The following is a 13,197-nucleotide window of genomic DNA, read 5'->3' on the forward strand; positions in this document are numbered from 1 at the left end:
ACTCTGTAGTTCATGACTATGACCGCTCCTGGCGCCGATCACCCCAACACACTGCGACCACGGCTTATTCCTGGTGTTGTGGGGGCTTACGCCGAGGTACTGCTCATCAGCTTGCTCGCCTTTGGGCTTAGTGGGCTTGCCTGGGGTGCCTGGCGCCCGGCGGTCTCTGGCGTGATTACTGACAGCGGGGGAGTAGAGGTCACCGATCCCGATCTACTCAATGCGAACATAGAGTTTCATACCTTCGGCGTCATGGTGGTGTGCTTCGTCATCCTGGGGATCATTCTCGGCTGCTACGCGTGGCTGCGACACCAGGACTACGCCGGTATCGGCATGATGCTGTGGGGTGCCGTCACGATGGTCCTCGGCTCCCTCACCTTCTATCTCGCCGGGACAAAACTCGCCTTGCTGAAAGTAGGTACCCCCGCGGAGGACGAGTTACAGGTAGGTGCGCACATCGACTATCTGCCCTCGGTGGGGATCGCTAATGCCGTGCTCGTGGCGCCTTTCGTCTTTGTCTTGATGATGTGGCTTCTTGCGGTATTCAGCAGCTACCCCCACCAAGAACACGACGCTAAGCGTGCTAATCTTTCTAGTTAATTTTAGTTCAAAACAACATAAGGGGCATGCACCTTGTCTGCACTAAGCCAACTTGGTCCGATCGAATCTCCACTTCGCGCATCGGTAGTGAGCACCCCGGAAGGGTATGCCGGGATCGAGGCCTCGGATGAATGGCGTCGGGAAGTTGCCCGCCTCAAGCAGGAACGCCGCGCGGTAATCCTCGCCCACAACTACCAGCTCCCGGAGATCCAAGACATCGCCGACTTCACAGGCGATTCCCTGGCCCTGTCGCGCATTGCAGCGGAAACGAACGCAGACGTGATCGTGTTCTGTGGCGTGCACTTTATGGCGGAAACCGCGAAGATCCTGTCCCCGGACAAAACTGTCCTTATCCCGGACGAGGAAGCAGGGTGTTCGCTCGCGGACTCCATCACCGCGGAGCAGCTGCAGGAATGGAAAGATGAGCACCCGGACGCCGTGGTCGTTTCTTACGTCAACACCACCGCGGCGGTAAAGGCGCTGACTGACGTGTGCTGCACCTCGTCCAACGCGGTCGACGTGGTGGCATCCATCGACCCGGACACCGAAATCCTGTTCTGCCCGGATCAGTTCTTGGGCGCCCACGTGATCCGGGAAACCGGCCGGGACAATGTGCGTACCTGGGCGGGGGAATGCCACGTGCACGCGGGGATTAGCTCCCGGCAGTTGGAGGAGGCGGCGGTGTCGAATCCGGCCGCTGAGCTGTTCATTCACCCTGAGTGCGGGTGTGCGAACTCCGCGATCTACCTGGCGGGCGAGGGCACGATCGAAAAAGAACGAGTGCACATGCTGTCCACTGGCGATATGCTCACCAGCGCCCGTGAGGTGTCCGGCGGTTCCACCGTGTTGGTGGCCACGGAGCTGGGTATGTTGCATCAGCTGCACAAGGCAGCCCCAGAGGTGAACTTCCAGCCGGTCAACGAGCGCGCCGAATGCGGTTACATGAAGCGCATCACCCCCGCAGCGCTGCTCAAGTGCCTGGCCGACGGCACCGACGAGGTGACCGTCCCGGCCGATGCGGCCGACAAGGCCCGCGCCAGCGTCGCGCGCATGATCACGATTGGAAAGCCAGGTGACGGCGAATAATGTCTGATTTTGGCCCTGACCTTGCTTTTGACCTTGCCGACGCCCGCGCCGTCATCCGCGTCGCACTCGACGAGGACCTCGCTTACGGACCGGACATCACCACCCGCGCCACCGTCGGCGAGACGCAGCGCGCCACCGCGAAAATTGTCAGCCGCGCGCACGGCACCGTCGCCGGGCTCGCGCTTATCGACGCCGTCCTCTCCGAAGTCAGCACCACCGAAGATTACCGCGTGGAACTGCACCTTTCCGACGGCGATCGCGTGGAGCCAGGTACCGCAGTGGCCACGATTGAATGCCCGACCCGTACTCTCCTCACCGCTGAGCGCACGATGCTCAACCTGCTGACGCACCTCGGTGGGGTAGCCACGGCCACCGCGGAGTGGGTGGACGCTGTCGCCGGGACTGGCGCGAAAATTCGTGACTCCCGCAAGACGTTGCCGATGATGCGGAAACTACAAAAATACGCAGTCCGGGCCGGCGGTGGCGAAAACCACCGCATGGGGCTGGGGGATCGCGCGATGATCAAAGACAACCACGTGGTGGCTGCCGGGTCCGTGGTGGAAGCGCTGCGTTGCGTTCGTCTGGACTACCCAGACGTGTGGTGCGAGGTAGAAGTAGATAATCTCGCGCAGTTGGATGAAATTTTGACAGAGTCCCCTGATGAGGTGTTGCTGGACAACTTTGATCTGTGGGAGGTGCAGATTGCTGTGCAGCGTCGTAATGCACTATCGCCGTCGACGTTGCTGGAAGCCTCTGGTGGCCTGCGGTTGGAACACGCGGCCGACTACGCCAAGTGCGGAGTGGATTTCCTGGCGGTCGGTTCGCTGACGCACTCGGTTCGCGCCTTGGACCTGGGGCTCGACTTCGAATAACGCCCTACTGGTCCGGCCAGTGCACAGGCGAGTGGCCGCTGATGTCCATACTGAGGGAATCAATTGCCCTGAGGATTTCCTGGGTGTAGGTGGTGATGACCTCGTCTAACTGTTCGCTGGACATACCGTGCGTGATGGGCAGCGCTGCCTCGACGCGGAGCTGGAGCGCCTGCTCCTCGGTCACCCACAGGGCCCGGGTGAGCGAGGGGGCGTTATTCCAGTCGTTGGCGATGAGGAAGGCCTTGAGTAGGTCTGCTTCCGGGACGAAGCAATCCCAGTGTCCTCGCATAAGTAGGGAGGGGCCGTTGTCGATAAAGACCGCCATGAGGATGTTGTTGATTCCGGTGACAATGAAATCCTCATGCTTTTCCATGTTGGTGATGCCCCGGGTGGCCCACGTGTCGGCGATGCGATCGATGGTGATGCGGGAGAGCTCATCGTCAAACATTGCCGGCTGCTCGGAAGAATCGAGGAACAGATTCAGCGCGGTGTGCTCGTCCATTTCTCGGCCGGGATCGCCGTCAAGGTTGCGCGGGCGAAACAGCGGAGCGCGCAGCGCTTTGTCGTCTTCATAGGTGCGTGCGAAGTCATTGAGCCCAGAGACGACGTCCGGACCGAGGTGGTCCGCGAGCGCATTAACGGCCATGTCCGTGACATCGCAGCTACGGTAGATAAAGTCGGTGAGTTGCTCGAAGCTGAGGCCCGCACCGACGGGCATGAAGGCGCTGAAGGCCACCGACAGGTCACCTTCGTCAGTCACCCGAAAAGACGCCGTGGGATTGATACGCTCGCTATTCCAGTTGTCGATGAACTCTGAGACATCGCGGAGCAGGCCCATGCTGATATCGCGTCGTACCTGGGCGAAAGACACCAGCGCAGGTCGTGGGTGCGCAGTGAACGTGAAGAGCTGGCGGTGTAAATCCCAGGGCAACAGCAGACGGTCCGCGCCTTCAATGAAATTCAGTCCAACCTCAGTTGCGGCCTCGGCCAGGGTGGCGATGGTGGGAAACATGAGGATCTTTCCGCGATCCTCCGCTGCGATGCCCACTTGTTTCCTCCTCTCCCCGCACTTTGTATAGTTTTCATCAGAGTGAAAACTATTTCTTGGTGGTGTCTGCTAGCCCTGAAATGGGCAAGAATATCAAGAGTTTAAGGGATGACCCGTCCAAACACCTAGAATAAACACCGATTCCATCCATTTGCCAAGGAGGCTAGAACCAAAGATGCTCAATACCATTGACGTGCGCGGACAACAGGCCAGCATGAGCGTATTGCGCCGGACACTTCCGCGCGGGCAGATGGATGTGGATGCAGTGCTCACCACGGTACAGCCCATCGTCGCCGATGTGAAGGACCGCGGTGCGGCAGCTGCACTGGAATACGGACTCAAGTTCGACGGTATCGCTCCAGAATCGGTAACGGTGCCACGGGACGTCGTTAAGCAGGCTGCGGACAACCTCGACCCCGCCATCAAACAGGCCTTGACAACTGCCATCGAGCGGGTACGCACCGTGCACGCAGCGCAGAAGCCGAGTGGCAGCACCGTCACTCTGGCGGACGGCGCCGTCGTGCGGGAGGAATTCTTGCCGGTGCAGCGCGTGGGCCTGTACGTTCCGGGTGGCAAGGCGGTGTACCCAAGCTCGGTGATCATGAATGTGGTGCCGGCGCAGGAGGCCGGTGTGGAGACCCTCGTGGTGGCCTCCCCGCCGCAGCAGGAGTTCGGGGGCTGGCCGCACCCCACCATCCTGGCGGCCTGCGAGCTGCTTGGAGTGGAGGAAGTATGGGCCGTCGGCGGGGCGCAAGCCGTGGCGTTGCTGGCGTACGGTGATGCGGACCTCGAACCGGTGGACATGATCACCGGGCCGGGCAACATCTTCGTTACGGCAGCCAAGCGCCTGGTGCGCGGCGTCGTCGGGATTGACGCCGAGGCAGGTCCTACGGAAATCGCGGTCGTCGCGGATGAGACAGCCAACCCGGTGTACGTGGCCTATGACCTGATCTCCCAGGCCGAGCACGATGTCATGGCAGCGTCGGTGCTGATCACCCCGTCGGTGGAGTTCGCACAGGCGGTGGATAAGGAAATCGAGGCGCGCTACGGAGTGACCCTCAACGCCGACCGCGTCGCCCAGGCGCTCAAGGGGCAGCAGTCGGGCATCGTGCTTGTCGACGACCTGGACCACGCCATCCACGTTGCCAACGCCTACGGCGCCGAGCACCTGGAAATCCACACCAAGGACGACGCCTACGTTGCTGGAAAGATCAGGAACGCTGGCGCGGTGTTCGTCGGGGAATACGCCCCGGTGCCTCTCGGTGACTATGCGGCCGGCTCCAACCACGTGCTGCCCACCTCCGGCTCCGCTGCGTATGCTTCCGGGCTGTCCACCCATACCTTCCTCAAAGCCATGCACTTTGTGGAATACACCAAGGAAGGACTCGCCGGGATCGGCGATACCGTCATCACCCTCGCCGACGCCGAGCGCCTGCCCGCTCACGGCGAAGCAATCAAGGCACGTCTGGAGAACAACTAATGGCTCTATCTGATCTTCCACTGCGCGAAGAACTGCGCGGTAAGTCTGCCTACGGCGCGCCTCAACTCAGCGTCGACGTCAGGCTCAACACCAACGAAAATCCCTACTCGCCATCGCAGGCGCTCATCGACGACCTGGTCGCCGAAGTAGCCAAGCTCGCCGCTGAGCTCAACCGCTACCCAGAGCGCGACGCAGTGGACTTGCGCGCCGCGCTGGCAGACTACGTCACGGAACAGACCGGCGTCGCAGTGACCAAGGACAATTTGTGGGCTGCCAATGGGTCTAACGAGGTCCTGCAGCAGCTCCTGCAAGCTTTCGCTGGCCCCGGCCGCAGCGCGATGGGCTTTACCCCGAGCTACTCCATGCACCCAATCCTGGCGCAGGGCACCTACACCGAGTTCATCGCGGTGCCCCGAGGCGCCGACTTCCGGATTGACATGGACGTGGCCCTCGCCGCGATCGAGCAGCACCAGCCGGACGTCGTGTTCGTGACCACCCCCAACAATCCGACCGGCGATGTGACGTCCCTGGCGGACATCGAACAAATCCTGCAGGCAGCTCCGGGGATTGTCATCATCGATGAGGCCTACGGCGAATTCTCCCCGTCGCCGTCAGCCACCACATTGCTGGTGAAGTACCCAAACAAACTCGTCGTTTCCCGCACCATGAGCAAGGCCTTCGACTTTGCCGGAGGGCGCCTGGGCTACTTCGTCGCGGACCCGGCGTTCATCGAAGCTGTCATGCTGGTGCGGTTGCCGTACCACCTGTCCACGCTGTCTCAGGCAGCGGCGATTGTTGCGCTGCGGCATCGGAAAGACACCCTCGCGACCGTCGCGAAGCTGGCTGCCGAACGCGACCGCGTCGTCGCAGGCCTTACCGACGCCGGCTACCAGGTGGTGCCGAGCGAATCGAATTTCGTGTTCTTCGGGCCGTTTGAGGATCAGCAGCAATCCTGGCAACAATTCCTGGACCGTGGCGTGCTGATCCGCGACGTCGGCGTTGCCGGGCACTTGCGGGCTACCATCGGATTGCCAGCAGAAAACGACGCCCTGCTCAGTGCCGCGAAGGAGATCATCTAATGCGCATCGGAACCGCTTCCCGAACCACCTCCGAGTCCGACATCCAGGTGGAGATCAACCTAGATGGGTCGGGCCAGGTGGATATCGACACCGGGGTGCCCTTCTTCGATCACATGCTCACCGCCTTCGGCGTGCACGGTTCTTTTGATCTCAAGGTTCACGCCAAGGGGGACACTCACATCGACGCGCACCACACCGTGGAGGACACCGCCATCGTGCTGGGACAGGCGCTGCTGGACGCCATCGGGGACAAGAAAGGCATCCGACGCTTCGGCTCCGCGATGCTCCCGATGGACGAGACCCTGTGCGAGGCGATCGTCGATATCTCCGGTCGCCCTTACTTCGTGATCACCGGCGAGCCGGAGCACATGGTGCACCAGGTCATCGGTGGGCACTATGCCACAGTGATCAACGAGCACTTCTTTGAAACGTTGGCCTTTAATTCCCGGATCACGCTGCACGTTCGCTGCCACTATGGGCGGGACCCGCACCACATCACGGAAGCGGAATACAAGGCCGTGGCTCGTGCCCTGCGCGCGGCTGTGGAACACGACCCACGAATGACCGGGATCCCTTCCACCAAGGGTGCGCTGTAGCAGATGACAGAACTTGTTACAGTAGCTAAGAGTGCTTCCGAACCGCGCTACGCGCTGGTGTACGTGTTATTCATCATCGCTGGCCTCCTCGTTGGCGGGGCGTGGTCTGCTTATAAGGCCGAGAATCGGACAGCGACATTCGGATTGGCGATCTGCGCTGCGATCGCCCTGGCCGCCGCATTATTGTGGCTGATTGGAGAAATGACCTAAGTGGTACTGAAGGCTTCGAACCGTCGGCTCACCCGAGAGGAACTGGAACAGCTTCCCAGCATGTGGCGTAGCCCCGGGTTCTTAGCCACCATCATCGCGGTGGGGGCGGCCTTCGGTAGCTGGTCGCTATTGCTCCCCGTCGTACCACTGGCTGTCATTCAGTCCGGCGGTTCAGATGCCTTCGCTGGTGCCACCACCGGTGTGTTCATGGCGGCGACCGTCCTGACCCAGGTGGTCACGCCGCGACTCTGTCGGCGCTTCGGCTACATTCCCGTGATGAGCGTGTCCGCGTTCCTGTTGGGCGTTCCCGCTGTGGGATACCTGCTGGGAATGCAGATGCTGCCGGTGCTGCTGATCTCCGCTATCCGGGGCGTCGGGTTCGGTGCGCTGACCGTGGCCGAATCGGCGCTGATCGCGGAACTTGTCCCATTGCGCTTCCTGGGGAAAGCCTCCGGAACTCTTGGCTTGGCGGTGGGCACCTCGGAGCTGCTGTTTTTGCCCATGGGCCTGTACCTGGCGGAAAACATTAGCTTTGAACTGGTGTACGTGCTGGGAGCCGCCGTGGCGCTGGTCGCCGCGGTGTGCTGCTTGCTTATTCCGAACATTGCGCCCGATGTGCCGGACGAGGCGGAAGCCGCTGCGGATACCACCACTGCTGAACCTGCGCGCCGGAGCGTGGCGACGTGGAAGCTGGTGACCGTCCCTGCGATCGGTATTTTTGTCGCTGCCATGGGCTTCGGTACGGTGTCCACCTTCTTGCCAGCCGCGGTACGGGAAGCTGACGCGGTGAACGGTGCGTTGTTCGCGGGCGTGGTGCTCTCCATCGTGGGCGGAGCCCAGATGGTGTTCCGATACCTGGCAGGCGTCGTGGCTGACCGACGCGGCGACGCTGGTGCCACGATGGCCCCGGCGCTGCTGATTGGCGCGTTGGGCCTGGCTATCATGGCAATGACGGTGGCCAACCACTGGTCCGTGTGGCTGCTGTTTTTGGCGGCGGTGCTGTACGGCGGCGGGTTCGGTGCCGCCCAGAACGAAGCGTTGCTCACCATGTTTACCCGCCTGCCACGCAGCCGGGTATCCGAGGCCTCCGCGCTGTGGAACATTTCCTTCGACTCCGGCACCGGTGTCGGTTCGTTCGCGCTTGGTTTCGTTGCGGCGTCGTTCGCCTACTCGGGAGCCTTCGCAGCGGCCGCCGGAATTATGGCCTTTGGCCTGCTGGCAACAGTACTGGATACCTACCTGGGTAAGCACCGCGTGACGGACTACGACAATATCAAGACCCGCCTGCGTCGCGTGCCGAGTGTGAAGCGTCTGCCACTTCCTGGCAGGCACACCTCCAGGGGTAAGGCGAAGAAGACGAAGTAACCCTACTGGCTACAATGTTCCGCATGAAGAACATTGCCCTGCTCGATTACGGCTCCGGAAACATTCGCTCTGCACAACGTGCACTGGAACATGTTGGGGCCCGGGTGACCGTCACCTCTGATCCCACGACGGTGTTGGAAGCCGATGGGCTGCTGGTCCCCGGTGTCGGCGCCTTTGATGCGTGCATGCGGGGCTTACGGGCAGTGCACGGGCCACGCCTCATCGGCGAGCGTCTGGCGGGTGGCCGACCGGTCATGGGGATCTGCGTGGGCATGCAGATCCTGTTTGACACGGGCATTGAGCACGGGGTGACCTCGCAGGGCTGTGGTGAGTGGCCTGGGAGCGTCGAAAAGCTGCAGGCTAAGGTGTTGCCGCACATGGGATGGAACACAGTGGAGGCACCGGAAGATTCCGAGATGTTCGCCGGGATTACCCCTGAGGACCGGTTCTACTTCGTCCACTCCTACGGAGTGCGCTCCTGGGAACTGACCGGCGATGGGCTCACCACCGCCCCGAAAGTTGCCTGGTCAACGCACGAGAATGACCGGTTCGTGGCAGCGGTGGACAACGGCGCGCTGTGGGCCACCCAGTTCCATCCAGAAAAATCCGGTGACGTGGGGCTGAAGTTGCTCCGCAACTGGGTGCAAAGCCTGTAAGCAAACGGGATAGAATTTAACGCATGACTTTTACACTTCTCCCAGCAGTAGACGTTGTTAATGGCCAGGCGGTTCGCCTGCACCAAGGTGAAGCCGGTAGCGAAACGGTCTACGGAACTCCGCTTGAGTCCGCATTGATGTGGCAAGAACAGGGCGCCGAGTGGCTGCACTTTGTGGATTTAGATGCGGCCTTTGGACGCGGTTCCAACCATGAAATGATGGCGGAAGTAGTCGGTCGTCTTGATATCAACGTCGAGCTCACGGGTGGTATCCGGGATGATGCGTCGCTCGAGCGTGCGCTGGGAACGGGTGCGCGCCGCGTCAATATTGGTACGGCGGCGTTGGAGAAGCCGGAGTGGTGTGCTGAGGTCATTAAGAAGTACGGCGACCGGGTGGCGATCGGCCTGGACGTACGCGAAGTAGATGGCGAGTGGCGTGCCAAGGGCAACGGTTGGGTCTCCGATGGCGGGGACATGTGGGAGGTCCTCGAACGCCTCACCGCGCAGGGCTGCTCCCGGTTCGTGGTGACGGACGTATCGAAAGACGGCACCCTGACCGGCCCGAACATTGAGCTGCTGCGCGACGTGGCCGCCGCCACCGACGCGCCCGTCGTGGCCTCCGGTGGAATTAGCGTGCTTGACGACGTCATCTCCCTTGCGCAGTACGTGGATGAGGGAATCGATTCGGCCATTATTGGCAAAGCCCTGTACGAAGGCCGATTCACCTTGCCCGAAGCCTTGGCGGCGGTGGCAGCTAAGTAGGGGCTGGGCCAATGGACGCGCGCATGCTGCTGGCGATAGCCGAGGCAGTGGTCGACGACTGCGAACAGGTATTCCTGGCGGGGCTCGGTACGGCGGAACGGGTTTCCAAAGGAGCCCACGATTTCGCCACCACCGCGGACCTGAAGATCGAGTTCATGCTCCGCCAGCAACTCACGGCGCTCACCGGGATCCCGGTGTACGGCGAAGAGGGTGGCGGCAGTTTAGATGACCCTGCCGTGTGGGTGGTGGACCCGATCGACGGGACATCCAACTACGCGGCCGGCAACCCGATGTGCGCGATCCTGGTGAGCCTGTTGTATGAAGGGGAGCCGATCGTGGCGCTGTGCTCCATGCCGACCGTCGGCAAGCGTCTCACCGCGTACGCGGGATCTCCATTGCTGCTCAATGGTCAGCCTCAGCCGCCGATCACGGAGCCAGACAAGGACGTTGCTCAGATTGGCTTTGGGTCATTGATCGCGAGCAAACAACACGGCTTCCACAGCAAGTTGCGTCACGAACTGCTGGGGATCCTCGCAGATGACTACACCCGACTGCGGGTAACCGGATCGGTGGGGATCGACCTGGCCTTCACCGCACTGGGGATTTTCGCTGCCACCGTGACATTTAGCCCGTTTCCCTGGGACAACGCTGCGGGAGTGCTTCTGGTTCGTGCCGCAGGGGGTGAGGTCACAGACCTAGAAGGTGGCCAGTGGTTCATTGGTTCCAGTGGGGTAGTGGCTGGCACCCCGGCCACCCATCAAGAGATTTTGGGTACCATCAACCAGATTATGGATTAGCTGACGAGGGAGTGACTGATGTCCGTGGCAGTGCGCGTTATCGCCTGTTTGGATGTGGATGCCGGCCGAGTGGTCAAGGGAGTTAATTTCGACAACCTGCGTGATGCCGGTGATCCGGTAGAACTGGCAGCTCGTTATGGCCAAGAGGGGATTGACGAACTGACCTTCTTGGACGTGAGCGCCTCGAAGCAGGGCCGTGGCACCATGCTGGATGTGGTACGCAGGACCGCTGACCAGGTGTTTATTCCGCTCACCGTCGGTGGTGGCGTGCGCAGCGAAGACGATGTGGACGAGTTGCTGCGCGCTGGCGCGGACAAGGTCAGCATCAACACCTCCGCGATTAACCGCCCGGATCTCATTTCTGAGTTGTCGCAGCGGTTCGGCGCGCAGTGCATCGTGCTCAGCGTCGATGCGCGACGCGCAGCTGATCAGCCAAGCGGTTTTGAGGTCACCACTCACGGCGGGACTAAGTCCGCTGGCCTCGATGCCATCGAATGGGCGCGCCGGGGAGCCGAACTCGGAGCCGGGGAAATTCTGCTCAACTCCATGGACGGCGACGGCACCCAAGATGGTTTTGACATTGAACTGATCACGAAGGTTCGGGAAGCCGTGGACATTCCGGTGATCGCCTCCGGCGGCGCCGGCCGGGCAGAGCACTTCCCACCAGCAGTGGAAGCAGGCGCCGATGCGGTGCTAGCTGCCTCGGTGTTCCACTTCGGGACCGTCGCGGTGTCTGAGGTTAAGGATGCTCTCGTTGAGGCAGGGCTTGAGGTGCGACGATGAGCGATCCCGCAAGGTTCGACCTGGATCCGAAGCTAGCAGTGAAGCTTAAATTCAACGACGCCGGCCTAATCCCCGTGATCGTGCAGGCCGAGGGAACCAAGGAAGTGCTGATGATGGCGTGGATGGATGATCACGCCTTGGCGCACTCGCTGGCTACCCGGAAGGGCACCTACTTTTCCCGATCCCGGAACGAGTACTGGATCAAGGGCATGACTTCCGGCCACGTCCAGGAAGTAGTGAGCATCGCCGCCGACTGCGATGGGGACACGCTGCTCATGGTGGTACGCCAGACAGGGGCGGCCTGCCACACTGGAACTCGCACCTGCTTCGACGATAGGGAGCTGCCATGCGCGCATTAGCTACAGCGCTGCTCGCACTCTCGGCGGTAGTGATCTGGATCGGTTCCCGCCTCACCTGGCTGCGGGTGGACATTTTCGACGACAAATCCGGCGCCGCCCAGCACGATTTAGTGGGAGCGGTGTGGTCTACGGAAATGACGGCTATCGCGCTGGTGCTACTCGCCGCTGTCGTCGCGATTTTGGTACTACGGCGCCTCGCACGCCGAATCGTCGCCGGGATCGCCGCGCTAGCAGCGGCTGCTGCCAGCTGGAAACCGCTCGACCTTGTCCTCTACGGCGCAGACCCCATGCGAGTGAAAGACCTGCTCACCAGTGGCGCTGCATCGCAACGGCAATCAGATCCTGTCACGGTCACGCAATGGGCCACGGTGGAAAACATCCAGGTGATGAACACTGGACCGTTGCTCGCCCTCGCCGGCTGCGCAGTGGGTTTGCTCGCTGGAATTTTGCTTGTGATGTGCCCGGGCGTCGATAAGGCGCGGCGTAACGCCTATGAAACCCGTCAGGCGCGAGAGGCGAAACTTGCCGACGACCTAGCCGCCGATCCGGACTCGCCACGGCTGATGTGGGATGCCCTCGATGCAGATGTGGATCCCACTGATAAAGACACGTGATTTTTCTCTCCTTAGTGTGAGCGACTAGCCTTAAGAACCGTGCACCAAAGTTGTCGCGGTTTTGCAGACGGAGGTCGACCAGTGACGTCCGTTCTTGAGCAGATCATTCAAGGCGTCGTGGAGGATGTGGCCTCCCGAGAAGCCAAGGTGCCATTCCAAGACATCAAAGCGATGTCGCGAGAGGTCACCCCGCCACGCAACGCACTCGAAGCGTTGCAGCAGCCCGGCTGTGGCGTGATCGCTGAGATTAAGCGCGCGTCCCCGTGCCAAGGCCAGATCGCTCGCATCGACCACCCCGCGGAGCTCGCGCAGCAGTTTGAAGCCGGTGGCGCTCGCATGATTGGCTGCCAAACGGAACGACGCCGTTTCATGGGTTCCTTGGAGGACCTCGCCGCCGTGAAAACTGCCGTGTCGGTACCGGTGATGAGCAAAGACTTCATCGTTGACCCGTACCAGATCCATGAGGCCCGCTACTACGGGGCGGACATGGTGCCGCTCATCGTGTCCGCGCTCGACCAGGCCCGGTTGGAATCCCTGCTGGATCGAATCGAATCACTGGGAATGACGGCGCTCGCCGAAGTCCACACCCCTGAGGACGCATCCCGCGCGATCCAAGCCGGCGCCAAGGTAGTGGGTGTGAACGCCCGAAACCTGCATTCGATGACGATGAACCCGAGCGCCTTTGGGGAGATTGCGCCGGGACTGCCTCGAGACACCATCCGGATTGCGCTGTCTGGGGTGCGCGATGCGAAGGATTTGCGTCGTTATGCCAGCGCGGGCGCGGACGCCGTCGTCATCGGTGAATCCCTCGTCACCGCGCCGGAACCAATGACGTTGGTGCGCACCATGGTGGCGGTGGGGCAGCACCCGGCAACCCCGACGGCCCGGTAA

Annotated in this window: 16 protein-coding genes; 15 read left to right on the forward strand and 1 reads right to left on the reverse strand. The window is 61.7% G+C overall.

The window, feature by feature from the left end; translation table 11 throughout:
* The first annotated feature begins 12 nt into the window (after positions 1-12).
* The 3 genes from ACZ6ZO_RS08995 to nadC are packed head-to-tail and all read left to right on the forward strand — an operon-like array spanning position 13 to position 2,558.
* Positions 13-600 carry a hypothetical protein gene (locus ACZ6ZO_RS08995; protein ID WP_465292009.1) on the forward strand — a complete coding sequence of 196 codons (588 nt, stop codon included), beginning with the start codon at positions 13-15 and terminating at the stop codon, positions 598-600.
* A gap of 33 nt (positions 601-633) precedes the next feature.
* Positions 634-1,686, forward strand: coding sequence for a quinolinate synthase NadA (nadA, locus tag ACZ6ZO_RS09000; protein ID WP_465292011.1), 1,053 nt, complete (start codon positions 634-636; stop codon positions 1,684-1,686).
* Complete coding sequence (gene nadC / locus ACZ6ZO_RS09005) at positions 1,686-2,558, forward strand: carboxylating nicotinate-nucleotide diphosphorylase (protein WP_465292013.1); 873 nt, start codon at positions 1,686-1,688, stop codon at positions 2,556-2,558. Before nadA ends, nadC begins: the two co-directional genes overlap by 1 nt.
* A 4-nt stretch (positions 2,559-2,562) precedes the next feature.
* On the opposite strand, the gene ACZ6ZO_RS09010 is transcribed toward nadC, so the two are convergent.
* The gene (locus ACZ6ZO_RS09010; protein ID WP_465292015.1) at positions 2,563-3,606 is read right to left on the reverse strand and encodes a YbjN domain-containing protein; all 1,044 of its coding nucleotides are present in this window, start codon (positions 3,604-3,606) and stop codon (positions 2,563-2,565) included.
* A 175-nt stretch (positions 3,607-3,781) separates the two neighbouring features.
* On the opposite strand from ACZ6ZO_RS09010, the gene hisD reads away from it, so the two are divergent.
* From hisD to trpC, 12 genes are all read left to right on the forward strand, one after another.
* Positions 3,782-5,086, forward strand: a complete 1,305-nt coding sequence (hisD, locus tag ACZ6ZO_RS09015) for a histidinol dehydrogenase (RefSeq protein WP_465292017.1) — start codon at positions 3,782-3,784, stop codon at positions 5,084-5,086.
* Positions 5,086-6,165, forward strand: coding sequence for a histidinol-phosphate transaminase (locus ACZ6ZO_RS09020; RefSeq protein WP_465292019.1), 1,080 nt, complete (start codon positions 5,086-5,088; stop codon positions 6,163-6,165). The genes hisD and ACZ6ZO_RS09020 overlap by 1 nt, the downstream gene beginning before the upstream one ends.
* A complete protein-coding gene (gene hisB / locus ACZ6ZO_RS09025; protein ID WP_465292021.1) occupies positions 6,165-6,761 on the forward strand; it encodes an imidazoleglycerol-phosphate dehydratase HisB in 597 nt (198 codons plus the stop codon). Before ACZ6ZO_RS09020 ends, hisB begins: the two co-directional genes overlap by 1 nt.
* 3 nt (positions 6,762-6,764) lie before the next feature.
* Positions 6,765-6,971: a hypothetical protein gene (locus ACZ6ZO_RS09030; RefSeq protein ID WP_208767245.1), complete on the forward strand. Its 207-nt coding sequence runs from the start codon at positions 6,765-6,767 to the stop codon at positions 6,969-6,971.
* Positions 6,972-7,031: 60 nt separating this feature from the next.
* On the forward strand, positions 7,032-8,336 hold the full coding sequence (locus ACZ6ZO_RS09035) for an MFS transporter (protein WP_465292079.1): 1,305 nt from the start codon (positions 7,032-7,034) through the stop codon (positions 8,334-8,336).
* A 23-nt stretch (positions 8,337-8,359) separates the two neighbouring features.
* On the forward strand, positions 8,360-8,992 hold the full coding sequence (gene hisH / locus ACZ6ZO_RS09040; protein WP_208767246.1) for an imidazole glycerol phosphate synthase subunit HisH: 633 nt from the start codon (positions 8,360-8,362) through the stop codon (positions 8,990-8,992).
* A gap of 23 nt (positions 8,993-9,015) precedes the next feature.
* The gene (gene priA / locus ACZ6ZO_RS09045) at positions 9,016-9,753 is read left to right on the forward strand and encodes a bifunctional 1-(5-phosphoribosyl)-5-((5-phosphoribosylamino)methylideneamino)imidazole-4-carboxamide isomerase/phosphoribosylanthranilate isomerase PriA (RefSeq protein WP_208767247.1); all 738 of its coding nucleotides are present in this window, start codon (positions 9,016-9,018) and stop codon (positions 9,751-9,753) included.
* An 11-nt stretch (positions 9,754-9,764) separates the two neighbouring features.
* A complete protein-coding gene (locus ACZ6ZO_RS09050; protein ID WP_465292022.1) occupies positions 9,765-10,550 on the forward strand; it encodes an inositol monophosphatase family protein in 786 nt (261 codons plus the stop codon).
* 18 nt (positions 10,551-10,568) lie between these two features.
* The gene (gene hisF, locus ACZ6ZO_RS09055) at positions 10,569-11,333 is read left to right on the forward strand and encodes an imidazole glycerol phosphate synthase subunit HisF (RefSeq protein ID WP_465292024.1); all 765 of its coding nucleotides are present in this window, start codon (positions 10,569-10,571) and stop codon (positions 11,331-11,333) included.
* Entirely contained in the window at positions 11,330-11,692 is a 363-nt protein-coding gene (gene hisI, locus ACZ6ZO_RS09060) for a phosphoribosyl-AMP cyclohydrolase (protein WP_465292026.1), read from the forward strand. The genes hisF and hisI overlap by 4 nt, the downstream gene beginning before the upstream one ends.
* Positions 11,680-12,306, forward strand: a complete 627-nt coding sequence (locus ACZ6ZO_RS09065; protein WP_465292028.1) for a TIGR02234 family membrane protein — start codon at positions 11,680-11,682, stop codon at positions 12,304-12,306. The genes hisI and ACZ6ZO_RS09065 overlap by 13 nt, the downstream gene beginning before the upstream one ends.
* A gap of 81 nt (positions 12,307-12,387) precedes the next feature.
* Positions 12,388-13,197 (forward strand): indole-3-glycerol phosphate synthase TrpC, encoded by an 810-nt coding sequence (trpC, locus tag ACZ6ZO_RS09070; RefSeq protein ID WP_465292030.1) that lies wholly within the window; start codon positions 12,388-12,390, stop codon positions 13,195-13,197.

The organism is Corynebacterium sp. NPDC104732, assembly GCF_055583565.1.

Coding starts and splice junctions, on each gene's coding strand:
- priA (WP_208767247.1), top strand. CDS start 9,016: ATGACTTTTACACTTCTCCCAGCAGTAGACGTTGTTAATGGCCAGGCG.
- hisD (WP_465292017.1), top strand. CDS start 3,782: ATGCTCAATACCATTGACGTGCGCGGACAACAGGCCAGCATGAGCGTA.
- hisH (WP_208767246.1), top strand. CDS start 8,360: ATGAAGAACATTGCCCTGCTCGATTACGGCTCCGGAAACATTCGCTCT.
- ACZ6ZO_RS09065 (WP_465292028.1), top strand. CDS start 11,680: ATGCGCGCATTAGCTACAGCGCTGCTCGCACTCTCGGCGGTAGTGATC.
- hisB (WP_465292021.1), top strand. CDS start 6,165: ATGCGCATCGGAACCGCTTCCCGAACCACCTCCGAGTCCGACATCCAG.
- ACZ6ZO_RS09050 (WP_465292022.1), top strand. CDS start 9,765: ATGGACGCGCGCATGCTGCTGGCGATAGCCGAGGCAGTGGTCGACGAC.
- hisI (WP_465292026.1), top strand. CDS start 11,330: ATGAGCGATCCCGCAAGGTTCGACCTGGATCCGAAGCTAGCAGTGAAG.
- ACZ6ZO_RS09030 (WP_208767245.1), top strand. CDS start 6,765: ATGACAGAACTTGTTACAGTAGCTAAGAGTGCTTCCGAACCGCGCTAC.
- ACZ6ZO_RS09035 (WP_465292079.1), top strand. CDS start 7,032: ATGTGGCGTAGCCCCGGGTTCTTAGCCACCATCATCGCGGTGGGGGCG.
- nadC (WP_465292013.1), top strand. CDS start 1,686: ATGTCTGATTTTGGCCCTGACCTTGCTTTTGACCTTGCCGACGCCCGC.
- hisF (WP_465292024.1), top strand. CDS start 10,569: ATGTCCGTGGCAGTGCGCGTTATCGCCTGTTTGGATGTGGATGCCGGC.
- ACZ6ZO_RS08995 (WP_465292009.1), top strand. CDS start 13: ATGACTATGACCGCTCCTGGCGCCGATCACCCCAACACACTGCGACCA.
- ACZ6ZO_RS09020 (WP_465292019.1), top strand. CDS start 5,086: ATGGCTCTATCTGATCTTCCACTGCGCGAAGAACTGCGCGGTAAGTCT.